The organism is Actinomycetospora lutea (assembly GCF_028737205.1).
Taxonomy (GTDB): domain Bacteria; phylum Actinomycetota; class Actinomycetes; order Mycobacteriales; family Pseudonocardiaceae; genus Actinomycetospora; species Actinomycetospora lutea.
This window is the reverse complement of the sequence record NZ_JAQZAL010000007.1, coordinates 49,652-74,083: the sequence shown is the minus strand read 5'-3', so window position 1 is coordinate 74,083 and position 24,432 is coordinate 49,652. Positions and strand designations below refer to the sequence as shown.

General features: G+C 75.3%; 23 protein-coding genes and 1 tRNA gene. 10 read left to right on the top strand and 14 right to left on the bottom strand.

Annotated elements, in window-relative coordinates:
* The first annotated feature begins 28 nt into the window (after nucleotides 1–28).
* Entirely contained in the window at nucleotides 29–949 is a 921-nt protein-coding gene (locus tag PHK61_RS09810) for a DUF4232 domain-containing protein (RefSeq protein WP_274280780.1), read from the top strand.
* On the opposite strand, the gene radA is transcribed toward PHK61_RS09810, so the two are convergent.
* A complete protein-coding gene (gene radA / locus PHK61_RS09805; RefSeq protein WP_274280779.1) occupies nucleotides 933–2,348 on the bottom strand; it encodes a DNA repair protein RadA in 1,416 nt (471 codons plus the stop codon). The two genes, PHK61_RS09810 and radA, sit on opposite strands and share 17 nt — an antisense overlap.
* 50 nt (nucleotides 2,349–2,398) lie before the next feature.
* Nucleotides 2,399–2,941: a copper chaperone PCu(A)C domain-containing protein gene (locus PHK61_RS09800; protein ID WP_274280778.1), complete on the bottom strand. Its 543-nt coding sequence runs from the start codon at nucleotides 2,939–2,941 to the stop codon at nucleotides 2,399–2,401.
* Between the two features lie 216 nt (nucleotides 2,942–3,157).
* Here PHK61_RS09800 and PHK61_RS09795 point away from each other — a divergent pair, with 216 nt between their 5' ends.
* From PHK61_RS09795 to PHK61_RS09775, 5 genes are all read left to right on the top strand, one after another.
* Entirely contained in the window at nucleotides 3,158–3,640 is a 483-nt protein-coding gene (locus tag PHK61_RS09795) for a CarD family transcriptional regulator (protein ID WP_116707106.1), read from the top strand.
* Between the two features lie 33 nt (nucleotides 3,641–3,673).
* Nucleotides 3,674–4,366 (top strand): 2-C-methyl-D-erythritol 4-phosphate cytidylyltransferase, encoded by a 693-nt coding sequence (ispD, locus tag PHK61_RS09790; protein WP_274280777.1) that lies wholly within the window; start codon nucleotides 3,674–3,676, stop codon nucleotides 4,364–4,366.
* Between the two features lie 49 nt (nucleotides 4,367–4,415).
* Nucleotides 4,416–4,880, top strand: coding sequence for a 2-C-methyl-D-erythritol 2,4-cyclodiphosphate synthase (gene ispF / locus PHK61_RS09785; RefSeq protein ID WP_274280776.1), 465 nt, complete (start codon nucleotides 4,416–4,418; stop codon nucleotides 4,878–4,880).
* A gap of 63 nt (nucleotides 4,881–4,943) precedes the next feature.
* Entirely contained in the window at nucleotides 4,944–6,551 is a 1,608-nt protein-coding gene (locus tag PHK61_RS09780) for a hypothetical protein (RefSeq protein ID WP_274280775.1), read from the top strand.
* The gene (locus PHK61_RS09775) at nucleotides 6,548–7,369 is read left to right on the top strand and encodes an ESX secretion-associated protein EspG (protein ID WP_274280774.1); all 822 of its coding nucleotides are present in this window, start codon (nucleotides 6,548–6,550) and stop codon (nucleotides 7,367–7,369) included. Before PHK61_RS09780 ends, PHK61_RS09775 begins: the two co-directional genes overlap by 4 nt.
* Nucleotides 7,370–7,532: 163 nt before the next feature.
* Here PHK61_RS09775 and PHK61_RS09770 read toward each other — a convergent pair whose 3' ends face one another.
* From PHK61_RS09770 to PHK61_RS09760, 3 genes are all read right to left on the bottom strand, one after another.
* Nucleotides 7,533–8,459 (bottom strand): VWA domain-containing protein, encoded by a 927-nt coding sequence (locus PHK61_RS09770; protein ID WP_274280773.1) that lies wholly within the window; start codon nucleotides 8,457–8,459, stop codon nucleotides 7,533–7,535.
* Nucleotides 8,460–8,518: 59 nt separating this feature from the next.
* The gene (locus PHK61_RS09765) at nucleotides 8,519–9,421 is read right to left on the bottom strand and encodes an AAA family ATPase (protein ID WP_274280772.1); all 903 of its coding nucleotides are present in this window, start codon (nucleotides 9,419–9,421) and stop codon (nucleotides 8,519–8,521) included.
* 116 nt (nucleotides 9,422–9,537) lie between these two features.
* On the bottom strand, nucleotides 9,538–10,662 hold the full coding sequence (locus PHK61_RS09760) for an NDMA-dependent alcohol dehydrogenase (protein ID WP_274280771.1): 1,125 nt from the start codon (nucleotides 10,660–10,662) through the stop codon (nucleotides 9,538–9,540).
* A 162-nt stretch (nucleotides 10,663–10,824) separates the two neighbouring features.
* On the opposite strand from PHK61_RS09760, the gene cysS reads away from it, so the two are divergent.
* Together cysS and rlmB are read left to right on the top strand one after the other, a co-directional pair.
* Nucleotides 10,825–12,225, top strand: coding sequence for a cysteine--tRNA ligase (gene cysS, locus PHK61_RS09755; protein WP_274280770.1), 1,401 nt, complete (start codon nucleotides 10,825–10,827; stop codon nucleotides 12,223–12,225).
* A gap of 4 nt (nucleotides 12,226–12,229) precedes the next feature.
* Entirely contained in the window at nucleotides 12,230–13,246 is a 1,017-nt protein-coding gene (gene rlmB / locus PHK61_RS09750; protein ID WP_274280909.1) for a 23S rRNA (guanosine(2251)-2'-O)-methyltransferase RlmB, read from the top strand.
* A 298-nt stretch (nucleotides 13,247–13,544) separates the two neighbouring features.
* Here the strand turns inward: rlmB and PHK61_RS09745 are convergent, their stop codons facing one another.
* From PHK61_RS09745 to PHK61_RS09730, 4 genes are read right to left on the bottom strand one after another with little or no spacing between them, the layout of a single operon-like run.
* The gene (locus PHK61_RS09745) at nucleotides 13,545–15,179 is read right to left on the bottom strand and encodes an adenylate/guanylate cyclase domain-containing protein (protein WP_274280769.1); all 1,635 of its coding nucleotides are present in this window, start codon (nucleotides 15,177–15,179) and stop codon (nucleotides 13,545–13,547) included.
* A gap of 41 nt (nucleotides 15,180–15,220) precedes the next feature.
* On the bottom strand, nucleotides 15,221–16,069 hold the full coding sequence (locus tag PHK61_RS09740) for a metal ABC transporter permease (RefSeq protein ID WP_274280768.1): 849 nt from the start codon (nucleotides 16,067–16,069) through the stop codon (nucleotides 15,221–15,223).
* Nucleotides 16,070–16,864: a metal ABC transporter ATP-binding protein gene (locus tag PHK61_RS09735; protein WP_274280767.1), complete on the bottom strand. Its 795-nt coding sequence runs from the start codon at nucleotides 16,862–16,864 to the stop codon at nucleotides 16,070–16,072. It lies immediately after the preceding gene.
* A 34-nt stretch (nucleotides 16,865–16,898) separates the two neighbouring features.
* Nucleotides 16,899–17,843, bottom strand: coding sequence for a metal ABC transporter solute-binding protein, Zn/Mn family (locus PHK61_RS09730; protein WP_274280766.1), 945 nt, complete (start codon nucleotides 17,841–17,843; stop codon nucleotides 16,899–16,901).
* A gap of 166 nt (nucleotides 17,844–18,009) precedes the next feature.
* Between PHK61_RS09730 and PHK61_RS09725 the strand changes: the two genes are divergently transcribed.
* The gene (locus PHK61_RS09725; RefSeq protein ID WP_274280765.1) at nucleotides 18,010–19,098 is read left to right on the top strand and encodes a LacI family DNA-binding transcriptional regulator; all 1,089 of its coding nucleotides are present in this window, start codon (nucleotides 18,010–18,012) and stop codon (nucleotides 19,096–19,098) included.
* A gap of 2 nt (nucleotides 19,099–19,100) precedes the next feature.
* Here PHK61_RS09725 and PHK61_RS09720 read toward each other — a convergent pair whose 3' ends face one another.
* Both PHK61_RS09720 and PHK61_RS09715 read right to left on the bottom strand, forming a co-directional pair.
* The gene (locus tag PHK61_RS09720) at nucleotides 19,101–20,531 is read right to left on the bottom strand and encodes an alpha,alpha-trehalose-phosphate synthase (UDP-forming) (protein ID WP_274280764.1); all 1,431 of its coding nucleotides are present in this window, start codon (nucleotides 20,529–20,531) and stop codon (nucleotides 19,101–19,103) included.
* A complete protein-coding gene (locus tag PHK61_RS09715; protein WP_274280763.1) occupies nucleotides 20,497–21,909 on the bottom strand; it encodes a threonine/serine exporter family protein in 1,413 nt (470 codons plus the stop codon). The genes PHK61_RS09720 and PHK61_RS09715 overlap by 35 nt, the downstream gene beginning before the upstream one ends.
* A gap of 303 nt (nucleotides 21,910–22,212) precedes the next feature.
* Here PHK61_RS09715 and PHK61_RS09710 point away from each other — a divergent pair.
* A tRNA-Thr gene (locus PHK61_RS09710) sits at nucleotides 22,213–22,288 on the top strand.
* 63 nt (nucleotides 22,289–22,351) lie between these two features.
* On the opposite strand, the gene PHK61_RS09705 is transcribed toward PHK61_RS09710, so the two are convergent.
* The 3 genes from PHK61_RS09705 to PHK61_RS09695 all read right to left on the bottom strand — a co-directional run bounded on the left by PHK61_RS09705 (nucleotide 22,352) and on the right by PHK61_RS09695 (nucleotide 24,432).
* Complete coding sequence (locus tag PHK61_RS09705) at nucleotides 22,352–22,810, bottom strand: hypothetical protein (protein ID WP_274280762.1); 459 nt, start codon at nucleotides 22,808–22,810, stop codon at nucleotides 22,352–22,354.
* A 216-nt stretch (nucleotides 22,811–23,026) separates the two neighbouring features.
* Complete coding sequence (locus tag PHK61_RS09700) at nucleotides 23,027–24,250, bottom strand: tyrosine-type recombinase/integrase (protein ID WP_274280761.1); 1,224 nt, start codon at nucleotides 24,248–24,250, stop codon at nucleotides 23,027–23,029.
* Nucleotides 24,250–24,432 (bottom strand): helix-turn-helix domain-containing protein, encoded by a 183-nt coding sequence (locus tag PHK61_RS09695; protein WP_274280760.1) that lies wholly within the window; start codon nucleotides 24,430–24,432, stop codon nucleotides 24,250–24,252. Before PHK61_RS09695 ends, PHK61_RS09700 begins: the two co-directional genes overlap by 1 nt.

The following is a 24,432-nucleotide window of genomic DNA, read 5'->3' as shown; positions in this document are numbered from 1 at the left end:
CCGCGAGCATGACCCTACTTTCCGTGACGTGTGGGAGCCGGTCGGACCGCTCGCGCCGTCGGTGTACTGGCGGCGCCGCTCCGTCGCGCTCGGCGTCGTCGTCCTGGTGCTCGGCGGGTTCGTCTGGGGGCTGGTCGGCCTGGCCGGCGGTGAGCCGGACCCGGCGACGGTCGAGGCCCGGGCCCGAGCGGCGGCGATGCAGGGCACGGAGACCACGCCGGCCCCCGAGACCGGCGAGGCCGAGACCAGCGGGGCCACCGACACCGACGTCCCGCCCGACGTCGCGCCGCCGGGCGACACCCCCGGACCGATCGCGGCCGCGCTGCCCTCGGTGCTCCCGCCCGGCGACGCCCCGGGCCTCGTCGCGTCCCCGGCCCCCGGCGACGCGCTGCTCGTCCCGCCGGGCGGCGGCCGCGGCTTCCTCCCGCCCGGGGTGCCGACGGGCTCGGTCGGCCCCCTGCTCGAGACACCCACCCCGACGCCCCCGCCGAGCACGTCGACCGCGCCGCCGTCCACCGAGGCGCCGCCGCAGGAGCGCGCCGCGGAGCCGGCACCCGGCCCCTGCGCCGACGGCGACCTGCGCGTCACCGCGCGCACCGACGCCACGAGCTACCCGGCCGGCCGCAAGCCGGTGCTCAGCCTCGTGGTGACCAACACCGGCGGCGCCCCCTGCGTGCGTGACCTCGACGCCGCCAAGCAGGCCGTCGCCGTGGTGCGCGAGGTCGGCGACGGGCTGTGGGGCAGCAACGACTGCTCGCCCGGCGACACCGACGACGTGCGCACGCTGGCCCCGGGCGAGGAGGCGGTGTTCTCGGTGACCTGGTCGGGCCGCACCTCGATGCCCGGGTGCGCCGGCACGCGGACCACCGTGCCGCCCGGCACCTACCAGCTGCTCGCCCGCCTCGACGGGATCGTCAGCGACCCGGTGTCGTTCACCCTCGAGGGCTGAGGTCCGGGTTCACGCCGTTGAGGCTGGTGCGCACCAGGGCGCCGCGGAGGTCGTCGACCGGCGCCGCCGTCAGCCCCTTCGGCGTGCGCACCTCGCCCGGCGGCACGAGCGCCCGGCTGATGCCCAGCCGGCCGGCCTCGGCGAGGCGACGCTCGAGCGCGACCACCCGGCGGACCTCACCCCCGAGGCCGACCTCGCCGATCGCGACGAGCCCGGAGCGCACCGCCTCGTTGTGGTAGGCCGAGGCCACGGCGATGGCCACCGCGAGGTCCGCCGACGGCTCGCGCAGCTTCATGCCGCCGACGGTCGCCACGAAGACGTCCTTGTCGTGCAGGCGCAGCTTGCAGCGCTCCTGGAGGACCGCGAGGACCTTGGCGACGCGGCCGCTGTCGAGGTCGGACACCACGCGCCGCGGCGGGGTGTCGGACGGACGCTGGGCGACCAGCGCCTGGACCTCGGCCATCATCGGCCGCTTGCCCTCCATCGCCACCGTGACCGCCTGCCCGGCGACGGTGCGCTCGAGGCCCGCGGTGAACAGCCCCGACGGGTCGGTGACCTCGGCGATGCCGGCGTCGTTCATCTCGAAGCAGCCGACCTCGTCGGTGGCCCCGAAGCGGTTCTTCAGCCCGCGCACCAGCCGCAGCGGGGAGTGCCGCTCGCCCTCGAAGGACAGCACCACGTCGACGAGGTGCTCGAGCGTGCGCGGGCCCGCGACCGCCCCGTCCTTGGTGACGTGGCCGATGAGCACGACGGGCAGGTCGCGCTGCTTGGCCAGGGCGACCAGCGCCGTCGTGACCGTGCGGACCTGCGACACCCCGCCGGGCGTGCCCTCGGTCGTGGCCGTGCCGACGGTCTGCACGGAGTCGACGACGAGCAGCTCGGGGTCGACGGCCTCGACGTGTGCGGCGACCTCCTCGAGATCGCCGGTGGCGGACAGGAACAGGTGCGGCGCGAGGCCCCCGGTGCGTTCGGCGCGCAGCCGGACCTGCCCCGCCGACTCCTCGCCCGTGACGTACAGCACGGTGGCGCCGTCGCGGGCCCGCCGGGCGGCGACCTCGAGCAGCAGCGTGGACTTGCCCACCCCCGGCTCGCCCGCGAGCAGCACGACCACCCCGGGCACGAGGCCGCCGCCGAGCACCCGGTCGAGCTCGGACACCCCCGTCGGGCGCGCCGTGGCCGTCTCGAGGCCGACCTCGCCGATCTGGCGCACCGGGCTGCTCGGGCGCGCGGCCGGGGCCGGCGCGACTCCGGGGCGCCCGCCCGACCCCGCGGCGGGCAGCGGTGGGGCCTCCTCGACGGTGCCCCAGCCCCCGCAGTCGGGACAGCGACCGACCCACTTGGCGGCGAGGTGGCCGCAGGCGGTGCATTCGAAGCGGCTGGCGCGGGAGCGTGCTGGCACGAGCGCACCGTAGGACCGACCCCCGACAGCGCGGGGGCGGCTCGCGGGGATCAGCCCGCGGGCGGGCCCAGGCCCGAGACGATGACCGGGATCGTCACCGAGCCGGCGCGCTCGAAGGTGAACGTGACCGCGTAGGTCGGGCCCTGGCGCAGCTCCTGGGTGACACCGGTCAGCGTCAGCCGCGCCGTGGCGCCGGTGCCCTGCGCGGCGTCCGCCGGGCCGACGGGGCCGGCGTCGTCGCCGACGAGCCGCACGGCGTTGTTGGCCGGGATCGTCGTGACGCCCTCCGGGCGGGCGTTCAGCGCGTAGGGCGTCGTCACGGAGACGAGACGGTCGGTCGTCGGGCCGTCGTTGATGATCGTGCCGCGGATCGTGGCCTCCGCACCCGAGGGCACGGCGCCGGCGGGGCCGGGCTCGATCGCGACGTCCTCGAGCAGGAGGGGTCCGGCCTGGCCACGGGCACCGTCGGCCTGCGAGACGATGGTGTCGGTCTGCGTGACGGCTCCGGCGCTGCAGCCCGCGAGGGCGAGGGCCGCGGTCAGCAGGGTCGCGGCGACGATCCCGGGTCGGGGCCCGCGCGGGCGGCGGCTCATGATCCGAGCGTCCTCTCGGGTGGGGGGCAGGGCTCCAGCGGCAGCGACACCCTAGTACCGCTGCCGCCTCCTGGCCGTCCGGGCGCACCCCTGACCGGGGCGAGCACGGCGCACTGCGACTTGTCAAGTCCCTGACCTGCGAAGACGGCGCAATCCCCTGCGATGCCCGCGCGCCGGGCGTGTTAATCTGGAAGGAGCGAAAGGGGCTCGGGACACATGGTTTTCAAGGTCGGCGAGACCGTCGTCTACCCGCACCACGGTGCCGCACTCATCGAGGCCATCGAAACCCGGACGATCAAGGGCGAGGAGAAGAAGTACCTCGTCCTCAAGGTTGCCCAGGGCGACCTGACCGTTCGGGTCCCCGCGGACAACGCCGAGATCGTCGGCGTCCGCGACGTGGTGGGCCAGGAGGGGCTGGACCGGGTGTTCGAGGTGCTGCGTGCGCCGCACACCGAAGAGCCGACCAACTGGTCGCGCCGGTACAAGGCGAACCTCGAGAAGCTCGCGTCGGGCGACGTGAACAAGGTGGCCGAGGTCGTCCGCGACCTCTGGCGTCGGGAGAAGGACCGCGGCCTGTCCGCGGGCGAGAAGCGGATGCTGGCGAAGGCGCGGCAGATACTGGTCAGTGAGCTCGCGCTCGCGGAGGGCACCGACGAGGTGGCCGCCGAGTCGCTGCTCGACCAGGTCCTCGCGTCCTGATCCTGCTCCGCCCGGGAAGGCCGCGGTGACGCGGTGACCGTCGCGGCGATCGTGCCCGCGGCGGGACGTGGTGAACGGCTCGGCCTCGGCCGGCCCAAGGCGCTCGCGGTCGTCGGCGGGCTCGCGCTGGTCGCGCGCGCCGTCGACGGCCTCGTCGCGGGTGGTGTGGACGCCGTCGTGGTGGTCGCCCCACCCGGCGGCGAGGAGGCGATGCGCGCTGCGCTCGGCCCCCGCCGCGCCGTCGTGGTCACCGGTGCCGACGACCGCGTCGGCTCGGTCGCGGCGGCGCTCGACGCGCTGCCCGGCGACACCGAGGTGGTGCTGGTGCACGACGCGGCCCGGTGCCTCTGCCCGCCGGAGGTCGTGCGCGCGGTGATCGACGCCGTCCGGTCGGGACACCCGGCCGTGGTCCCGGCGACCGCGGTCGCGGACACCCTCAAGCGCACCGGGGAGGCCGGCGTCGTGACCGCGACCGTGGACCGCAGCGGCCTCGCCGCGGTCCAGACCCCCCAGGGCTTCGACCCCGCGACGCTGCGGGCCGCCCACGAGCACGCCCGGACGCTGCGGGCGGCCGGCGGACCGCTCGCCGCGACCGACGACGCCGGGCTCGCCGAGGACCTCGGGGTCCCCGTGGTGACCGTCCCGGGCGACCCGCGCGCGTTCAAGGTGACCACGCCGCTCGACCTGGCGATGGCCGAGGCGCTCGTGACGGCGGGGCCGGCGTGAGGGTCGGATCAGGGGAGCACGCCGATAGGGGAGCCTGCGGAGCTCGACCATGCGGATAGGCGTCGGCACGGACGTGCACCCGGTGCAGCCCGGCGTGCCCTGTTGGGTCGCGGGCCTGCTGTGGGAGGGCGTCGACGGCTGCGCCGGCCACTCCGACGGCGACGTCGCCGCGCACGCCCTCTGCGACGCCGTGCTCTCGGCCGCCGCCCTGGGCGACCTCGGCGCCGTGTTCGGCACCGGCCGACCCGAGTGGGCCGGCGCCTCGGGCGTGCGGCTGCTGGGCGAGGTCCGCCGGCTCGTCGGCGCCGAGGGGTGGGTGCTGGGTAACGCGGCGGTCCAGGTGATCGGGAACGCGCCGAAGATCGGCACGCGCCGTCTCGAGGCACAGGCGGCGCTCTCGGACGCGCTCGGCGGCCCGGTGGCGGTGTCCGGCACGACCTCGGACGGTCTGGGGCTCACGGGACGTGGCGAAGGTCTCGCCGCCGTGGCGACGGCGCTGCTGGTCGCGGGCTGACTTTCCCCGAACGGCACCCATCGCCCGCGCCGGGTTCCTACGATCCGCGCGAGGGGGTGGGCCGTGCCCGAGCAACCGTTCAACCATCACTGGAGCGCGGTCTCGCACCAGGCGATCTGGGATGCGCTGCAGCCGCAGGCGGGTGACGGGTTCGGGGGTGCCGGCGGCCGCTGGCAGGGGCTGGCCGACCGCATGGTCGCGGTCACCGACGCCGTCGGCCGCGCCAACGGCACGCTCGCGGCGGTCTGGCAGGGCGACGCCTCCGTCGCCGCGCAGAAGAAGGTCGAGCCGCTGCGTCCCTGGGCCGACCAGGCGCGCGAGCTGGCCGCGCAGGTCAAGAACGTCAACGTCGAACAGGGCGACCGCCTGACCACGGTCCAGAGGACGGTGTTCGACCAGGGGCCGCCGTCTGCGCCGTCGGTGATGCAGGCCGGGATCGACGGGTTCCTCGACGGGAGCGCCCTCGTCGGCACGGTGGCGCCCGTCGCCCCGGTCGTGGCCCCGCTCTCGGTGCCGATCGGCGGGGCCGACGCGATCGCCTCGATGTTGCGCTACCAGCAGGCCGAGCAGTTCGCCCAGCAGGCGATGACCGACTACCAGCAGGCGAGCGGCGGCGGCATGGCGACGCTGCCGCAGTTCGTGGGCCCGGAGGGCTCTGCGGTGCAGCCCGGGGCGGGGCCCGCGGTGTCGTCGTCCCAGTCGGCGTCGCTGACCGCTCCGGGCGGAGGCGCCGGCCTGCCGGGCGGTGCGGGTGCCGGGCCCGGAGCGGGTGGGGGCGGCGGTGCCGCGGGGGGTGTGCCGGCGGGCGGTGTCCCGGCGGGTGGTGTGCCGGCGGGTGGTGCGCCGGGTGGCGGGGTCCCCGGTGGTGGTGCTCGTGGTGGTGGTGCCGGTCCGGGTGCCGGTCCGGGTGGTGCCGGTCCGGACGGTGCCGGTCCGGGCGGTGCCGGTCCGGGCGGGGCGGCGGGGGTGCCGGCGGGTCCGTCGTCGACGACGTCGACCGGTGCGCCCGCGGTCCCCGCGGCGCCGGCACCCACCGGCGGTGGCGCGCCCGCTGGCGCACCCGGTGGTGCCGCCGGTGGCGGGGCGGGGGCCGGCGCCGGCGGCGGTGTCGTGCCGCCCGTCGGCGCGGTCCCGGGCGGCGCCGGGCGGGTGCCGGGGGGCGCGACCGCGGGTGCCTCGCCGGGCACGGGACCGGGCGCCGGGCGGGTGCCCGCCCTGCCCGGCGCGGCGGGGGAGAGCGGCGCCGCGGGCCGGGCCGGCGGCGTGCCCCGCTTCCCGGGAGCGGCGGTCGGCGCCGGTGAGGGCGGTGGCGCCGGCGGACGGGCCGGCGGCGGGCTGGGTGGTGGCCTGGGTGGCGGCCTGGGTGGCGGGCTCGGGGGCGAGCCCGGGTCGGGTGCGCGCGCCGGGGGCGGTGGTGCCGGCGAGCTCGGGTCCGGTGCGCGGGCGGGCGTCGGCGGTGGCGCCGTGGCCGAGACGGCGGCGGCGCGCGCCGCCGGTGCCGCGGCGGCCGAGGGGCGCGGCGGGGCGGTGCCGATGATCCCGCCCGCCGGCATGGTCGGCGGCCAGGGCGGCGACGGCCAGCGACGGCGTCCCGACTACCTGTCCGAGGACGATCCCGACGCCATCGCCGGCGTGCTGCCCGCGACCGCGCCGCCGGTGATCGGCGAGTGAGGGGGGTCCTGGCGATGGCGCTGGGCACGCAGTTCGCGGGCGCGCGGCTCGACGTCGGCCAGTACCTCGCCCTGTGGCGCCGGCTGGGGCTCGGCGCGCGCCCGGCCGTCCTGCACGTCCTCGACCACGGCCGGACCTACGCCGAGCGCGACGCCCTCGACGCCGCGGCGTGGGGGCGCCTCGCCGACGGCGGTCTGCTCGACGATCGCGGCGAGCCCGATCCGGGGCTGGCCGATGCCCTCGAGGTGCTCGCGCGCCCGGCGTGCGAGCTCGACGTCCTGGTGCGGGCCGACGGCCGCGAGCCCCGGGCGATGCTCGCGGCGGCGCGCGGCGCGCTCGGTCTCGTGGCCCGCCTCGACGAGGAGGGCCTGCTGCTCGCGACCGTCGACCCGCACGACCTCCCCGGCGCGCTGCTCGCCCGCCTCCCCGCCGCGCGCCCGGCGCCCGGCGTGCCGCTGTCGCTGCCGGCGGACGCCCTGTTCGGCGTGGGCCTCACCCTCGACGAGCGCTCGCGGCGCCTGCGCCGGGACGGGGTGCCGGCGCACCACGTCGACCGTCTGCGCGCCCTGTGGGAGCGCACGCCCGACCGCGCGATGACGTTCGGGGTCACCGCGCGCGACGCCGACGGCGCGCCCCGCCGCGGTCCGCGCACCGTCACCGTCCTCGACACCGCCGCCGGCCGCGTGGCCTGGGGCCTCGACGCCACGGGCCGCCGCGTCCTCGCCCAGCCCCTCGACCGGGCTCGCCTGCGCGCCGAGCTGGCCGCGCTCCTCGAGACGCACCGGCAGGGCGTCGCCGGGCGCCGCGGACCGGCGTAGAAGCCGCAGGGCCCGGTCGCGCCCGCCAGCGGCACGTTCCACAGGCCTGCGAGCCCGTCGATCATGCCGAACGTGCCGCTCGCGCACCGCCAGCCGCTGGCGGCGGGCGCCCCTCGCCTGTCTATCCGCCCCGAGGTGCCCTTCGCTCAGGAAAGCCGGGCCCTCACCGCAGCACCGCCCGCACGGCGGCCGGGGCGTCGGAGGGCTTGTACAGCGGCACCGAGCGCCCGCCGCCGGCCGCGGCCAGGCGCGCGCAGGAGGTGCGGGCCTCGTCGTCGTCGACGGTGACGAGGGTGTGCACGCGCGCCGCGCCCGACCCGCCCGCGATCGGCGCCGGGTCCTCGCCCTCGTTCCACGCGCCGTCGGTGAGCACGAGGACGTCGGCGTGCGGGACCCGCGCCGCCGTGGCCTGGGCGAGCGCGGTCCGCAGGCCCAGGCCCAGGTCGGTGGTTGAGCCCCCGCGCAGGTCGAGCAGGGAGTCGAGCACCGCGGACGCGGGAGCGGGCGAGTGCAGGTGGCGCAGCACCACCGCGCGCGACCAGAACGCGACGACGGCCAGCTCGTCGTCCGTGCGCAGGCCCGCCGCCAGCGCCCCGGCCGTCGTGACCGCCGTGGTCAGCGGCTTGCCCGCCACCGACCCCGACGCGTCGACCACCAGCACGATCGCCCGCGCCGGCGAGCGCCAGCCCCGCCAGCGCAGGTCCTCCGCGCGGATCGGCCGGTGCGCCAGCGAGCGCTCCAGGGTGGCGTCGAGGTCCAGGTCGAGGCCGTCGCCCGCGACGGTCGTGAGCCGGCTCGAGCCCCGTCGCTCGGTCTCGCCCGCCCGCGCCGGCGGCACGAGCAGCCGCACGGCGAGCCGGCGGGCGGCCGCCCGCAGCGTCGGGTCGGTGGCGCGGGCGAGGTCGGCGAGCAGGTCGACGGTCCCGTCCGGGTCCTCGTCGTAGGCGCCGGCGACGGCGGCCTCGTCGAGGACGCCGACCGTCGGGCTGACCTGGCCGAGGTCGTCGTGGCGGCGCTGCAGGTCGGCGCGGGTCTCGGTGCGCCGGGCCTGGTCGCGCAGCAGCTGCTCGACCTCCTTCGGGTCTGACACCACGCGCGGCGGCGCCCCGGGAGAGCGCCCCTGCTCCTGCGGGGGCGACCCGCCGGGGCTCAGGCTTTTCCCGGGTCCCCGTCCTCCGACGACGCCGACGGGTCGACCGGCGCGCTCGCCGCCCACAGCTCGGCGACGACGTCCTCGACCGTGCGCGTCGAGCCCTCGAGCAGCTGCACGCGCCCGGACAGGGCGGCCAGCGCGGCGTCGGTCCCGGTCGTCTCGGCCGCCGGGGCGAGCCGGCCCGCGAGGGCGACGGCGCGCACCTCGGCGAGCGACTCGGCGACGGCGACGAGGTCGAGCGCGCCGCGCACCGACGACCCGAGCCGCAGGTCGGGGTGCTCGCGGGTCGAGCGGGTGGCGCGCACCGCGCGCTCGACGAACGCGGCGTCGACCACATCGTGGTCGCGGCGCACGATCGCGGTCTCCTCGTCGGCGCTCTGGTGGGCGAACCCGACCCGGCACGAGCGGTCGTAGAGCGCGGGCGTGATCCGCCCGGTGCCGACGGCGTCGGACGGGTTCATCGCCGCGACCAGCCGGAAGCTCGGCGCGGCATCGACGACACCGAGGCGCGGCACGTGCAGCCGCCGCTCGGAGAGCACGCCGAGCAGCACGTTGAGCGTCTCCTCGGGGACGCGGTTGAGCTCCTCGACGTAGAGCAGCGCGCCCGAGGTCAGCGCGCGCACGAGCGGGCCCGGCACGAAGTTCTCGGGCCGGTAGTCCTCGGTGAGCACGCGGGAGGGGTCGTGGTGGCCGACGAGGCGCGCCGGGGACAGTTCGGCGTTGCCCTCGACGAGCTCGAGGCCGACGCCGGCGCCCTCGGCGAGCGCGCGCAGCAAGGTCGTCTTGCCGGTGCCGGGCGGTCCCTCGAGCAGGATGCTGCGCCCGGCGGCGAGCGCGGCGGCGATGACCTCGGACTCGCGCTCGCGCCCGACGACCCGGGCGTGGGATGCGTCGATCATGGACCGGACCGGGAGCGGTCCGGCGCTGGGCAGACGGGGGGCGGCCCCGGTATCCACCAGGGATACCGGGGCCGCGGAGCCGTTCGTCACGGGTGTCGGATACCTCTGTCCGGTGATCAGTCGAAGATCAGGACGCCGCGGATGTTCTTGCCGGCGTGCATGTCCTCGTAGCCCTGGGCGACCTCGTCGAGCTTGTACTGCTTGGTGACGAGCTCGTCGAGCTTGACCTTGCCCTTGTTGTAGAGGTTGAGCATCTTCGGGATGTCGGCCTTCGGGTTCGACGACCCGAACAGCGAGCCCTTGAGCTTCTTCTCGAACAGCGTCAGCTCGCCGATCGGGATCGGCACGCCCACCTCGGTGATGTCGCCGAGGCCGGTGACGACCACCGTGCCCTGCTTGCGGATCGAGGCGAAGGCGTTGCCCACGTGCTCGGGCTTGGTGATGCCGATGGTGACGATGGAGACGTCGGCGCCCTGGCCGTTGGTGTAGCCCTTGGCGAGCTCGGTGGCCTCCTCGATCGACTCGACGGCCTCGGTGGCGCCGAGCTCGAGGGCCTTCTCGCGCTTGAACGCGACCGGGTCGACGGCGATGACGTTCGCAGCACCCGCGTGCGCGGCACCCTGCACGGCGTTGGCGCCGATGCCGCCGATGCCCTGGATGATCACGGTGTCGCCGGGCTGCACCTCGCCGGTGTTCACGGCGGTGCCCCAGCCGGTGCCGACCGAGCAGCCGAGCAGGCAGGCGACCTCGAGCTTGGTGTCCTGCGGGACCTTGATCGCTGAGTCGACGGCGACGGTCGTGTACTCGGAGAACGTCGAGATGCCGCACATCTGGCCGACGTTGGTGCCGTCCTCGAGGTGCAGGCGGGTCGACGGGTCCTCCCAGCGGGTGCCGGCGAGCAGGCCCGCGCCGAGGTCGCAGAGGTTCGAGTGGCCGGTGGCGCACCAGCGGCACTGTCCACAGGCGGGCAGGAAGGAGAAGAGGACCTTGTCGCCGGGCTCGAAGCCCTTGGTGTTCGGGCCGACCGACTCGACGATGCCGCCGCCCTCGTGGCCGCCCGCGAAGGGGTAGGTGCCGACGGGGATGTCACCGGTGGCGATGTGGTCGTCCGAGTGGCAGAGGCCCGAGGCGACCATCTTCACCCGGATCTCGTCCTGACGCGGGTCGTCGACCTCGACCGTCGCCGTCTCGTACTTGCCCGGGGCCTGGCGGACGAGAGACGTCCGGCACGTGATGGACAACGCTGACCACTCCTTACGTAGCGAAACCGTCGAATGACAGCGCGACTCTATGTCCCCCCTCACACGTTGGGAAGGGTCGTCCCGAACGATCGATCGGTTGGCCTGCGCGGGTAGGCTGACGGGCCGACAGCAGTGCGACGGCCGTTCCGTAGGATCCGGACGGTGAGCCTGCACCTGTACGACACCGCACGACGCGCGCTGCGGGAGTTCCGCCCGCAGCACGCCGGCACGGCGTCGATCTACGTGTGCGGCGCCACCGTGCAGGGCGTGCCCCACGTCGGCCACGTGCGGTCGGGTCTCGACTTCGACGTGCTGCGCCGCTGGCTCGCCCACTCGGGCTACGACGTGCTGCTCGTCCGCAACGTCACCGACATCGACGACAAGATCCTCACCAAGGCCGACGCCGCGGGCCGGCCGTGGTGGGAGTGGGCGGCGACCCACGAGCGCGCGTTCGCGGCCGCCTACGACGCGCTGGGCTGCCTCCCGCCGTCGGTGGAGCCGCGCGCGACCGGCCACGTCACCGAGATGGTCGAGCTCATCGAGCGGCTGATCGAGCGCGGGCACGCCTACGCGGTCGACGGCGACGTCTACTTCGCGGTCGGCACGTGGCCGTCGTACGGCGAGCTCTCCGGGCAGCGGGTCGAGGAGATGGAGCAGGGCGAGGGCAGCGACCCCCGCGGCAAGCGCGACCCCCGCGACTTCACGCTCTGGAAGGGCGCCAAGCCCGGCGAGCCGAGCTGGCCGACGCCGTGGGGGCGCGGCCGCCCCGGCTGGCACCTGGAGTGCTCGGCGATGGCCACCCGCTACCTGGGGCCGCGCTTCGACATCCACGGCGGCGGGCTCGACCTCGTCTTCCCGCACCACGAGAACGAGCTCGCCCAGTCGCGCGCCGCGGGCGACGGGTTCGCCGAGTACTGGATGCACAACGCCTGGGTGACGATGTCCGGCGCGAAGATGTCGAAGTCGCTGGGCAACACGCTGACGATCCCCGCGGTGCTCCAGCGGGTGCGCCCGGTGGAGCTGCGCTACTACCTCGTCGCGCCGCACTACCGCTCGACGCTCGAGTTCTCCGAGGAGGCGCTCGCCGAGGCCGCCGCGGCGTACCACCGCATCGAGACGTTCGTGCACCGCGTGCACGAGCGGGTCGGCGCGGTCGAGGTCGGCCGGGTGAGCGAGGCGTTCACCGCCGCGATGGACGACGACATCGCGACACCCGCCGCGCTCGCCGAGGTGCACGAGTCGGTGCGCCGCGGCAACGCCGCCCTCGACGCGGGCGAGCGCGCCGAGGCCCTGGCGCTCGCGGGCGCGGTGCGCGCGATGACCGGTGTCCTCGGTCTCGACCCCGTCGTGTGGGCCGAGAGCGCGGGGGCCGGCAGCTCGGGCGACGCCGCGCGGCAGGCCCTCGGCTCGCTGGTGGACGCGCTGCTCGAGCAGCGCACGCGCGCCCGCGCCGAGCGCGACTTCGCGCGCGCGGACGCCCTGCGCGACGAACTGACCGCCGCCGGCGTCGTGGTCGAGGACACCGCCGACGGCCCCACCTGGACGCTCAAGGACGGTGCGTAGCGCGATGGCCGGCAACTCGCGGCGCCCCGGGGCCCGTCGCAACCCGGGCTCCAAGAAGGGCCCCACCAAGGGCTCGGGCGGCAAGGGCCGCAGGAGCCTCGAGGGCAAGGGACCGACCCCGCCCGCCGAGAAGCGCCCGAACCACAAGGCGTACCGGTCGGGCGGGGCGACCCCGTCGGCCCCCCGCAAGCCCGCGGCCGACGACCGCGGGACGGCCCGCCGGGCCCCGGGGCGTCGCGAGGACCCCGACGGCCCGCAGACCGTGCTGGGGCGCAACCCGGTGGTCGAGAGCCTGCGGGCGCACAGCCCCGCGACCGCGCTCTACGTCGCGCAGAACATCGAGGTCGACGACCGGGTCCGCGAGTCGATCAAGATGGCCTCCGAGCGGGGCATCTCGGTGCTCGAGGTGCCGCGCGGCGACGTGGACAGGATGGCCGACGGCGCCGTGCACCAGGGCCTCGCGCTGGCCGTGCCGGCGTTCGAGTACCTGCACCCCGACGACCTGCTCGAGGAGGCGCGCCAGCGGGCCCACCTGGCCCGGGTCGAGCCGCTGCTCGTGGCGCTGGACGGCGTGCAGGACCCCCGCAACCTCGGCGCCGTGCTGCGCTCGGCCGCGGCGTTCGGTGCGCACGGGGTGCTGCTGCCGCTGCGCCGCTCGGTCGGCGTGACGCCGGTGGCGTGGCGGACCTCGGCGGGCGCCGCCGCGCGCCTGCCCGTCGGGCGCGCCACGAACCTCAGCCGCACGCTGTCGGCGTGGCTCGACGAGGGCCTCGTGACCGTCGGTCTGGACGGCGAGGCGAGCGCCGACATCGACCACCTCGACGACGTCGCCGGCCCCGACGCCGCGCGCGGGCCGCTCGTGCTCGTCGTCGGCTCGGAGGGCAAGGGCCTGTCGCGCCTCGTGCGCGAGACCTGCACGGGTGTCGTCTCGATCCCGATGGCGGGCGACGTGGAATCGCTCAACGCCTCGGTCGCGGCGGGCGTCGCGCTCGCGGAGGTCGCCCGGCGGCGCCGGGCCTGACGCCGGCCCGACGCAGCGAACGCGCCGTTCGCTGCCTCTCAGGCGCGCGAGTTCCCCGCCCGCTCGACGTGCGGGTGGGTCGGCGGAGATCAGGGGTGCGGAGTGCGCCGCCCGGAGCGGTTCGGGGTGCTTGCCGCGCTCCTGATCACCGGACACCGGCGCGGGTCCGGCCGCGGCTGCCGCCTCGCGGAGATCAGGGGCACACCATCGCCCTCGGCCGGCGCGTCGGCGAGGACCACGTGCTCTTGATCTCCGAGAGCCCTCGAGCGCAATCCGGCGAAGGGTGCCCCTCACCCGTCTATCCGAGCGAAGGGGCCCTTCGCTCAGAATCCCGGTGCGCCTCGGAATCCCGGCGCGCTCCGGAGTCCTCGGCGCTCGGGCCCTCGTCCACGCAGGCGCCCGCGTGGTCTTCCGGCACGGCGAGGTCGGTCTCGGCGTCGCGGCCGCGCAGGACGCGCGACTCGATCACGCGCCAGCGCTGCGCCTCGCCGCCCGCGCGGTCGAGCGCCGCCCCGGACGCGAGGACGCAGCCGTCGATCTCCTTGGCGGCCTCGGTGAGGCGGGCGGCCTCGTTCACCGGGTCGCCGATCACCGTGTACTCGTAGCGGCGGGTGTCGCCGACGTTGCCCGCCACCGCCTCGCCCGCCGAGATCCCGATGCCCGCGGAGATGTCGTCGAGCTCCTCCGCGATCCGGCGTGACAGCTCGCGCCCGGCGCGCAGCGCGCAGCCGGCGGCGTCCTCGAGCTCGATCGGCGCGCCGAACACCGCGAGCGCCGCGTCGCCCTCGAACTTGTTGATCCAGCCGTGATTCTGCTCGACGACGTCGATGACGACGGCGAAGAACGCGTTCAGGGCATCGACGACCTCGTGCGGCGGGCGGGTCGCGGCGAGGCGGGTGGAGCCGACGAGGTCGACGAACAGCACGGCGACCTCGCGGACCTCGCCGCCGAGCTCGACCTCGTTCTCGAGCGCGGTCCGGGCGACGTCCTCGCCGACGTGGCGCCCGAACAGGTCGCGGACCCGCTCGCGCTCGCGCAGCCCGCCGACCATGGTGTTGAAGCCGGCCTGCAGCACGCCCAGCTCGGTGGTGTCGAAGACGGGGACCTCGGCGTCGTAGTCGCCGTCCTCGACGCGGCGCTGGGCCCGGCGCAGCGCCAGCACCGGGGCCGCCGTGGAGTTCGCGGTGAGCACCGTGACCAGCAGGCCCACCACCAGCGCGACCCCGCCGAGCACGAGCACGACGATCGCCAGCCGGTCGGTGGTGTAGCCGCCGAACACGAGCGCGGCCAGGGCGGCCAGCAGCACCCCGACCAGCGGGACGGCGGTGCCGAGCGCCCACGACCCGACCGCGCGCAGGACCACCCCGGGCAGCAGGCGTCCCTGCGGCGGGCGGTCGTTCAGCACGCGCGCGACGTCACCGCGCAGCACCCGTTCGACCAGGCGGTAGGTCACGGCGACCGTCGCGACCCCGCCGAGCGCCACCGTGATGCCCACCGACAGCCCCAGGCGGGGACTCGAGAAGACGTTGATCAGCACGAACACGACGACGGCCGCGGCCCACAGCGCCGTCTGCACGGTGGCGAGCCGCAGCGGTCCGCGCAGGATCACCCGCCGCAGCCGCCTGCGACGGCGACGCACGGCGCCCTCGTCGTCGCGCGGCGGGGGCGGCGGGACGCGCATCCGGACGTGCCCCCAGATGCTGCCCACCAGGACCGCGGCCAGCAGGTAGGCGCCGAAGGCGATGAGGTTGCGCGCCAGCGCGGCGGGGTCGTCCTGGACGAGCTCGCCGAGCGGGAGCACCCACGCGGCGACCACCAGGACCACCCCCGCGCCGAGGATGTTCGGGGTGACGACGACCAGGCCGAGCGCGAGGCGGGTGACGAGCCGCAGGCCGCGGTCCTCGGCGCCGGTCGCGCGGGGGGCTCGGGACATGGGCGGACTCTAGCGTCGGGGGTTCGCCCGATCGGACCAGCTCACCCGGTGGCGAGCGCGGTGCGCGTCGCGCGGCGCCGCGTCCGCAGCGCGCCGAGCGCCCGGCAGACCAGGTAGATCACGAACGCGATCGAGGCGACGAACGGGCTGATCGGCAGCCCGGCGTCGAGGGAGGCCACGATCCCGCCGATCACCGCGACCTCGGCGAACACCACCGCGAGCACCGAGGCCAGCGTCGGCGACGCCGTGACCTGCGCGGCGGCCGCGGCCGGGGTGATGAGCAGGCAGAGCACCAGCAGCGCGCCGACGATCTGGACGCCCAGCGCGACGGTGACGCCCAGCAGCACGGCGAACAGGATCGAGAGCACGCGCACCGGCACGCCGCGGGCGGCCGCCATGTCGGGGTCGAGGCTCGCGAACAGCAACGGCCGGCGCACCACGGCGAACACGATCAGCACCACGACGCCGACGGCGCTCAGCGTCAGCACGTCGCCGACGTCCACCCCGACGATCTGGCCCACGAGCAGGCCGAACTTGTTCGCCGACCGCCCCGTGTACAGCGACTGGAACAGCACGCCGAGACCGAGGCCGAACGACAGGAGCACGCCGATCACGGAGTCGCGCTCGCGTTGGGCCCGCCCGAGCGCCCCGAACAGCAGCGCGACGAGCACGGCGCCCACGAGCGCGCCCCACCCGATCGCGTCGGTGCCGAAGACGAGCAGGGCGCCCGCGCCGCCCGCGAACGCGAGCTCGGCGGTGCCGTGCACCGAGAAGGCCATGCCGCGCCCGACGACGATGGGGCCGAGCAGGCCGGCGAGCAGCGCCAGCACGACGCCCGCGACGAGCGCGTTGCGGACGAAGTCGAGCGAGAGCAGGTCGAGCGTCGACATCTACGGCCCGCCCCCGGTGTGCACGAGGCGGTCCTCGGCGCCGACGACGACGATCCGGTCGCGGACCCGCACGACGTCGACGTCGGTGCGGTAGAGCTCCGAGAGCGTCTCCGAGGTCATCACCTCGTCCGGCGTCCCGATCCGGAACTGCCCGTCGACCAGGTAGAGCACCCGGTCGGTGACGGGCAGGACCGGGTTGAGCTCGTGGGTCACGAACACGATCGCCGTGCCGTGGTCGCGGCGGCGGCGCTCGAGGAGCTCGACGACGGTGCGCTGGCGGGCGAGGTCGAGCGAGTGCAGCGGCTCGTCGGCGAGCAGCAGGCCGGGGTCGCCGACGAGCGCCTGCGCGATCCGGAGGCGCTGCTGCTCGCCGCCCGAGAGCGCGCCGACGGGGGCGTCGGCGAGCTCCAGGGCGTCGACCTGCAGCAACGCCTCGTGGACCCGGCGCGTGCGCTCGGCCCGGCCGCGGAACGGCAGGCCGAACCGGTGGCCGTCGAGACCCAGCCCGACGAGGTCGCGGCCCCGCAGCGGGGTCAGCGGGTCGACGCTCGTCTGCTGCGGCACGTACCCGACGTCGGCGCTGCCCCGCCGCGGCGGGCTCCCGGAGACCTCGCAGGTCCCCGCCGCGAGCGGCAGCAGCCCGAGCAGGACGGTGAGCAGCGTCGTCTTGCCCGAGCCGTTCGGGCCGAGCACGGCGACGAACTCGCCGGGGGCGACGTCCAGGTCGAGACCCGTCCACAGCGTGCGGCCGCCGCGGCGGACCTCCGCGCCGGACAGGCGGATGGACGGGGTCACGACACGATTCTCCGGTAGGTCACGCGGCCACGTCTCAGGCAGGGGCGCCCAGGGCCCGGGCGAGCTCGGCGCGGGTCGCGTCGAGCCAGGTCAGGTAGTCCTGCCCGGCGGGCAGTGTCTCGGTCACGTTCACCACCGGCACGCCGGCCCCCGTGGCGGTGTCGCGCAGCTGGGTGGTGATCGGGGTCTCGGTCTGCGGGTTGAACACCAGCGCGTCCACCCCGCGGCTCGCGACGAGCTGGTTCGTCTCCGCGAGGGTGGCGGCCGGCGGGTCGGTCTCGTTCTCGATCGCCTCGCTGAACGGGGGCGGGGTGGCGTCGGCGACGCCCGCGGTGGCGAGCAGGTAGTGCGCGATCGGCTCGGTGGCCAGCACGCGCGCCCCCGGGCGGGCCTGGCCGACGGCGGCGAGGCGGGCGGCCTCCTCGTCGACACGGCCGGAGAACGCGCTCGCGCGCTCGCGCAGCGCGGCGGCCTGGGCGGGCTCGACGCCGGCGAGGCGGTCGGCGACCTGGTTGACGACGCCCTTGACCGCGGTCGGGTCGAACCAGACGTGCTCGTTCTCCTGCGCCTGGTCGCCGCGCAGCGCGAAGGCCTCGATGGAGCGCTCGCGCAGGCCCGGGTCGCCGTCGATGACCTGCTCGACCCAGTCGTCGTAGTGCCCGCCGTTGAACACGATGAGGTCGGCGTTCGTCAGCGCCGCCGCGTCGGTCGGGGTGCTCTCGTACGAGTGCGGGTCGGCGGTGGGGTCCTGGATGATCGACCGCACCTCGACGCCCGGGCCGGCGATCGCGCTCGCGACCGATCCCCAGACGTTCGTGGTGGCCACCACCGTCAGCGTCCGCCCCGACGGCGCGAGCGACCCGGGGGTCGGCGCCGGGGCGGCGGCCTGCCCGCCACCCCCGCAGGCGACCAGCACCAGCAGCGCACCGAGCAGGGCGGCCGCCAGGGACGCGAGGCGGGCGCGGGGACGAACGGGCACGGTGCAGCTCCTCGGTGGCGGTGGGGCCTGTCGACCGCAAACGATAACGGTTATCGATTGCGAGTGGGAGCCACGGGTTCCCCCGACCAGGTCACACCGGGCGCACACGGACGCCCATCGGTCGCCCGGAGTGGCCCTAGATCGAAACAGTCGATACGTTCGGACAGTGGGTGAGGCACTCGAGGGGCGCCGGTCGCGGCGTACCGCCACGCTGGCCTCGCTGGCGGCGGAACTGGGCGTGTCCCGGACGACGGTGTCGAACGCCTACAACCGCCCCGACCAGCTGTCGCCGGCGTTGCGGCGCCGCGTGCTGGACACCGCCCGGCGCCTCGGCTATCCCGGCCCCGACCCGGTCGCCCGGTCGCTGCGCACCCGCAAGGCCGGGGCGGTCGGCCTGCTGCTCACCGAGGCCCTCTCCTACGCGTTCCGCGACCCGGTGGCCGTGCAGTTCCTCGAGGGCCTCGCGCTGGCCTGCGAGGACAACGGCTCGGGCCTGCTGCTCGTCCCGGTGAGCCCGGAGGCCGACGACCCCGGCGCCGTCGCACGCGCGGGCGTCGACGGCTTCGTCGTCTACTCGATGCCCGACGACGACGACAACTTCCACGCCGTGCTCGAGCGCCCCGTGCCCGTCGTCGTCTGCGACCAGCCGACCGCGGTCCCCGACGTCGACCGCGTCGGCATCGACGACCACGCCGCCATGGTCGACATGGCCCGCCACCTCGCCGGGCTCGGGCACCGCGACGTGGGCGTGCTCTGCATGCGCCTGTCGACCGACCGCAACGACGGCTTCGCGAGCGTCGAGCGCCAGCAGCGCGCCCGCTACGAGGTCCAGCGCCGCCGCCTCGCCGGGCTGCGCGAGGGCTTCGCGGAGGCCGGCGTCGACTGGTCGCGGGTGCCGGTGGTCGAGCGCTACGACCACAGCGAGTCGGCGGGCGCCTCGGCCGCCGAGCAGCTGCTCGCCCAGCACGACGTCACCGCGCTCGTGTGCACCTCGGACATCCTCGCGCTCGGCGCGCTGCGCCACGCCCGCGAGGCCGGCCGGGCGGTGCCCGACGAGCTCACCGTGACCGGGTTCGACGGCGTGCCCGCCGCCGAGCGCGCGGAGCTGACGACGATCCGCCAGCCGACCCTGGACAAGGGCCGGGCCGCCGGCGAGCTCCTGCTCGACCGCGGCGACCGCCAGCGCTCGCGGACCCTCCTGCTGCCCACCGAGCTCCTCGCCCGGGCGACGTCGGGGCCGGCCCGCGGGTCCTGAGGTCAGGTCGCGACGCCCAGGGCCTCGAGGAACCCGGCGGCCCAGCGCTCGACGTCGTGCTCGAGCACCTGCTCGTGCATCCGGCCCATGCGCCGGCGGCCCTCCTCGGCGTCTTGCGAGGCCGCCGCCACGATCGCGTCGGCGACCGCGTCGAGGTCGTGCGGGTTGACGAGGAACGCGCCCTCGCCGAGCTCGTCGGCCGCGCCCGTGAACTCGGAGAGCACCAGCGCGCCGCCGCCGTCCGGGCGGCTGGCGACGTACTCCTTGGCGACGAGGTTCATCCCGTCGCGGTAGGGCGTCACGAGCATGACGTCGGCGGCGCGGAAGAAGGCGACGAGCTCCTCGCGCGGGGTCGCCTGGTGCACGTAGTGCACGACGGTGTGCCCGATCGAGGCGTACTCGCCGTTGATCCGCCCGACGGTGAGCTCGATGTCGTCGCGCGTCTCGGCGTAGTGCTCGACGCGCTCGCGGCTCGGCGTCGCGACCTGGATCAGCACGGTCTCGGCCGGGTCGAGACGGTGGTCGCGCAGGACCTCGGCGAACGCCTGCAGGCGCACGTCGATGCCCTTGGTGTAGTCGAGGCGGTCGACACCGAGCAGCACCGTGCGGGGGTCGCCGAGCTCGTGGCGCAGCGCCTCCGCCCGCTCGACGGTAGCATCCGAGCGCGCGATGGCCTCCAGGTCGGCGGCGTCCACGGAGATCGGGTGGGCCCCGATGGTGATCGTGCGCCCGTCCGGCGCCGTCACGTGTCCCGGGCGGCCGCCGACGGTGATGGGCACGTCGTCGGCGCTCGCGTCGGTCAGGCGGGTCGTCACGCGGCGGAAGTTCTCGGCACCCCCGGCGGTCTGGAACCCGACGACGTCCGCCCCGAGCAGGCCCTCGACCAGTTCCCGGCGCCAGGGGAGCTGGGCGAACAGCTCGACCGGCGGGAACGGGATGTGCAGGAAGAAGCCGATCCGCAGGTCCGGCCGGCGCTCGCGGAGCAGGCGCGGGACGAGCTGGAGCTGGTAGTCCTGCACCCACACGGTCGCCCCGTCGGCCGCCGCGCCCGCCGCGGCGTCAGCGAAGCGCTCGTTGACGCGCCGGTAGGCCTCCCACCAGGAGCGGTCGAAGTGCGGGGTCGCGACGACGTCGTGGTAGAGCGGCCAGAGCGTCGCGTTGGCGAAGCCCTCGTAGTAGGCGGCGACCTCGTCGGCGCTGATCGGGACCGGCCGGATCGACAGCCCGTCCTCGTCGAACGGCTCCGGCTCGGCGTCCTGCAGGCCGGGCCAGCCGACCCACGCGCCGCCGCGGGCGCGCAGGGTCGGCTCCAGGGCGGTCACCAGGCCGCCCGGGCTGTGGTGCCACTCGCCGTCGGCGTGGAGGTCGAAGGGCAACCGGTTGGCCACCACCAGCAGGTCAGAAGACCCGCGGGCGTCCTCGGCGTGCGTCACGTTCTCTGTCCTCCGCGGAGACTCCGGGCAGCAGACGGCGGGCGAGCCGCTGCAGGGGCCAGCCGACCTGCTCCCCGACCGAGACCCCGGCCGCGAGAGCGAGTCCGAAGGTCAGGGCCAGCAGGATCGTCACCGCACCCACCGCAACACTGCCGTACGCGAGCTGGGAGAACCCGCGGTACATCGTGAGGCCGGGCAGGAGCGGCGTGATCCCGGCGATCACCAGCACCAGCGGGGGTGTACCCAGCATCCGGGGCAGGATCATCGCGACGAGGCCGAGCGCGGCCGCCGCGAGGGCCGCGGCGACGACCTCGCCGGCGCCCAGGATGCCGAGCAGCGCGTACCCGCCCCACGCCACGGCCCCGGCGAGCGCCGCGAACGGCAGCGAGCGCCACGGAGAGTAGGCCGACAGGGCGAACAGCATGCCGGCCGCCGCGGCGGCGAGCAGCGAGATCGGGTGCAGCGACGGCGCCGGGCTCGGGGGCACCACGGCCGCGTAGGCGCCGGCGTCGGTGCCCAGCACCGCGCCGACGAGCTTGATGCTGACGACGACGCCGACGAGCAGCCCCGCCGAGGCGAGCACGACCTCGACGGCGCGCCCGGCGGCCGTGAGGGGGAAGCCGGAGATGGCGTCCTGCACCAGGCCGACCAGCGACAGGCCCGAGAGCAGCACGACGATGCCGGCCGCGATGACGAAGGCGGGGGAGTCCTCGAGCGTCCCGGACGCGGCGAAGCTCGTCGCGGACAGCGTCACGATGGCCGCGCCGACGATCTGCTGGAAGAACATCGGCACCCGGCGCCGCCCCAACCAGCGGGCGATGCCCCAGATGACCCCGGTGGCGACCGCCGCCAGGACGGCGACGAAGAGCCCGCCGCCGAGCAGGAACGCGACCGCGCCCGCGAACAGCGACCGGGCGATGCCGGCCACGAACCGCGGGTACGGGTGCGGTGCGCGCACCGCGTTGCCCAGGCGGGTGATGGCGTCCTCGACGCGCATCGGCTCCTCGCGGTCGACGATCGCGCCGATGATGTCGTCGACCTCGGTGAGCCGGGTGTAGTCCTGGGTCCGGTAGCGGACGTTGCGCATGGTGGTCACCGGGCCGGCCTCGTTGCCGCGGTGACAGCACATGGTGATCGTCGAGAACGCGATGTCGACGTCGCAGGCGGGCAGGCCGTACGCGCTCGCGATCGCGAGCATCGTGTCGTGCGCGACCGCCGCCCCGGCGCCGGAGGCCATCTGCACCTCGCCGATGCGCAGCGCGAGGTCGAGCACGCGCAGCACCAGCGTGTCGTCGGCGACCTCCGGGCCGGTGATCGCCGGCAGGAGGTTGTCGCGCACGGTGGGCGCGTCCACGGCGGCACGACGGATGTCGTCCACGGGGAACTGTCGACGGAGCGAGCCGCGGGCTCGCTGGGCCACCCCCACGGGCGGACCTTCCTCTCCCTGCTCATCGGGATGCTCGGACCGCGGACCGGGCATCCCGGGAAACTTCATCACGGCCACCTGCCCAGACGCGCGGGAGTCGATCGTGGTTGCCGGACGGGGGCGTGCGCCACGTCCCACCTCGACGGGTCCGGCGGCGGCCCCCGCCCGTCCACCGTGCCGACCGGCGAGGCTACGTGCCCGCACCTGTGGGCGGGGTCTCGGGCGCCGGCGGACCCTCGTACCATGGGCGTCCGTGCCGGCGTAGCTCAATCGGCAGAGCGCTCGCCTTGTAAGCGAAAGGTCCGGGGTTCGATTCCCCGCGCCGGCTCCAGGTCAGACCGGGTGCACCGCCCGGACCATGATCGCGATGTAGCAACGCGTGTAGCAACGGCAGTCAGTCGCCACCTGGTGGGGCCGGGGGCTTCCGCTCGGTGGCGGCCCGCACTGCGAAGCCTGCGAAGGCGCCCGCCGCGCTGGCGAGAGTAAAGGCATTCAGACCAAGAAGATCGTTCATCTGTTCCGCTAGGTCGGGGTACTCCAATGCGCCGAGGCTCAGCGCAAGGAAGACCACGATCCAGACGAACGAGGCGACGAAGCATTGCGCTTGAAGCGGGGTCAAGCCCGTAACTTCGTGTAGCCGCGAAACGACGTCGTGGGTAGCTCTGCGTGCGCGCGGCGGCACGAGCTGCTCGTTCAGCAGTTCGCCCACCTCGGTTGCATCCAGTTCGCCGAGGAACTCCGCCGCGAGTCGCATCGCGCGGGGCAGGACGACCTCTCCGGTTTGAAGGTTGTAGAACGACCCGACCGGAGGTGCTGGCTGGTCGTCCCATGGAGACGTGGGGAGACGCCACATGCACAGACCGTGGCGCCCTAAGAACCCAACACTCCCGTCCGACCGCGGAACGACAGTCCCCCACGAGTCGAACGGTCCCAGCGAGTTGAGCACCGTGCTCGCCCCCTCGACCAGAAGCCCGATGAACGCCATACTTCCGCACGCAACTGGAAGGCCTCAGCGTAGTCAGCGAATCCGCGACTCCACAGCTTTCTGTCCACTGGCACCGGAACGCCCTCACAGCTCTCTCCACTCGATGGCGTCGAGGGCCTGGCGCATCGCGTCGAGGTTCGTGTGGGCGTAGATCGCCATGGTCACGTCGATGTGGGCGTGGCGGGCGATGGCCTGGACGACGTGCGGCGGTGTGCCGAGGTCGAGCAGCAGGCTGACGACGGTGTGCCGCAGGTCGTGGAGGCGGACGTCGGGCATGCCGGCCAGCTCCCGCACGCGCTCGAAGTCGCGGCCGAGGTTCCGGGGCTCGGTGGGCGTGCCGACGGTCGATGCGAACACGAGGCCGCGTTCCTGCCAGGCGTCGCCGGCCGTCGCGCGCTCCTCGTCCTGCCGGGCGTGGTGCTCCTCCAGGACGCGCCGGGTGACCTTGGGCAGCGGGATGGTCGCCTCGGACGCCTCGGTCTTGGCCTCGCCGACGTAGAGCCGACCTGCTGCGCGCTGGACGGTCTGCGCGATCGTCACCGTGGCGCGCTCGAAGTCGACGTCCTGCCAGCGGAGCCCGAGCAGCTCGCCGTGGCGCAACCCGAGCGTCGCCGCGACGACGTAGAGCGCGTAATGGCGTCGGCCCTTGGCCGCCTGCAGCAGCTTGTGCGCCTGCGCGACCGTGAGGCCCTTCCCGACCTTGTAGCGCGGGACCGAGACGCGGACGAGCTTGGCGACGTTGCGCGTCACCAGCTCCTCGCGCTCGGCGGCCGCGAGGCCGTTGCGGAGCACGGCGTGGACGTACTGGACCTGACGCTGGGATGGCCGGCGCGCGCAGCAGCGTCCGACCGAGCAGCAGCGGTCCTCCTCGGGTCGGCGAAGGTCAAGGCCGTGCATACAGCACAGGCACCGTTCGCGGACGCCGGCCATGAACGCGCGGACGTGCGCCGCCGTGAGCCGGGGGAGTGCCTTCCGGCCCAGGCCCGGGACGATGTAGAGCCGGACGGCGTTCTCGTAGCCGACGTACGTCGTGGGCCGGCGTTCCTCGCGGACGGTGACCAGCCAGCGCTCGAACCACTGCGCGACGCTGTAGGAGCGGTCCGGGACCGGGATGCCGTGGGCCGAGTTGACCTTGCGCTCGTCGAGCTTGGCCCGGACCTCATCGAAGCTCGACCCGTACACCGGCCGCCGCTTGATCTGCCCCGTCGAGGTGTAGACGTAGGCGCTCCCGACCCACTTGCCGTCGCTGGAGCGCTGGTAGATCGACCCCTCCCCGTTGGCGCGCCGGGGCCGCTTCTCGCCGGCCATCAGGCGGGCTCCATGTCGAGCAGGCGGGCGACGTACTCCTCCAGCGCACCGCGCGGGATGCGCCGCGAGCCGCCGATCTTGACCGAGCGGAGGTCGTGGTTGCGTAGCAGGTCGTAGACCTTGCACCGGCTGATCTTGAGCAGTTCGGCGGCTTCCTCGGCGGTGTAGAGCAGCGCGTCCAT

Bases quoted from the DNA above. Each gene is read 5' to 3' on its own strand.
- rlmB (WP_274280909.1), top strand. From the start codon at position 12,230: ATGGCCGGCAACTCGCGGCGCCCCGGGGCCCGTCGCAACCCGGGCTCC.
- PHK61_RS09740 (WP_274280768.1), bottom strand. From the start codon at position 16,069: ATGTCGACGCTCGACCTGCTCTCGCTCGACTTCGTCCGCAACGCGCTC.
- PHK61_RS09765 (WP_274280772.1), bottom strand. From the start codon at position 9,421: ATGATCGACGCATCCCACGCCCGGGTCGTCGGGCGCGAGCGCGAGTCC.
- ispF (WP_274280776.1), top strand. From the start codon at position 4,416: ATGCGGATAGGCGTCGGCACGGACGTGCACCCGGTGCAGCCCGGCGTG.
- PHK61_RS09800 (WP_274280778.1), bottom strand. From the start codon at position 2,941: ATGAGCCGCCGCCCGCGCGGGCCCCGACCCGGGATCGTCGCCGCGACC.
- PHK61_RS09695 (WP_274280760.1), bottom strand. From the start codon at position 24,432: ATGGACGCGCTGCTCTACACCGCCGAGGAAGCCGCCGAACTGCTCAAG.
- PHK61_RS09745 (WP_274280769.1), bottom strand. From the start codon at position 15,179: ATGTCCCGAGCCCCCCGCGCGACCGGCGCCGAGGACCGCGGCCTGCGG.
- PHK61_RS09700 (WP_274280761.1), bottom strand. From the start codon at position 24,250: ATGGCCGGCGAGAAGCGGCCCCGGCGCGCCAACGGGGAGGGGTCGATC.
- PHK61_RS09705 (WP_274280762.1), bottom strand. From the start codon at position 22,810: ATGTGGCGTCTCCCCACGTCTCCATGGGACGACCAGCCAGCACCTCCG.
- PHK61_RS09795 (WP_116707106.1), top strand. From the start codon at position 3,158: ATGGTTTTCAAGGTCGGCGAGACCGTCGTCTACCCGCACCACGGTGCC.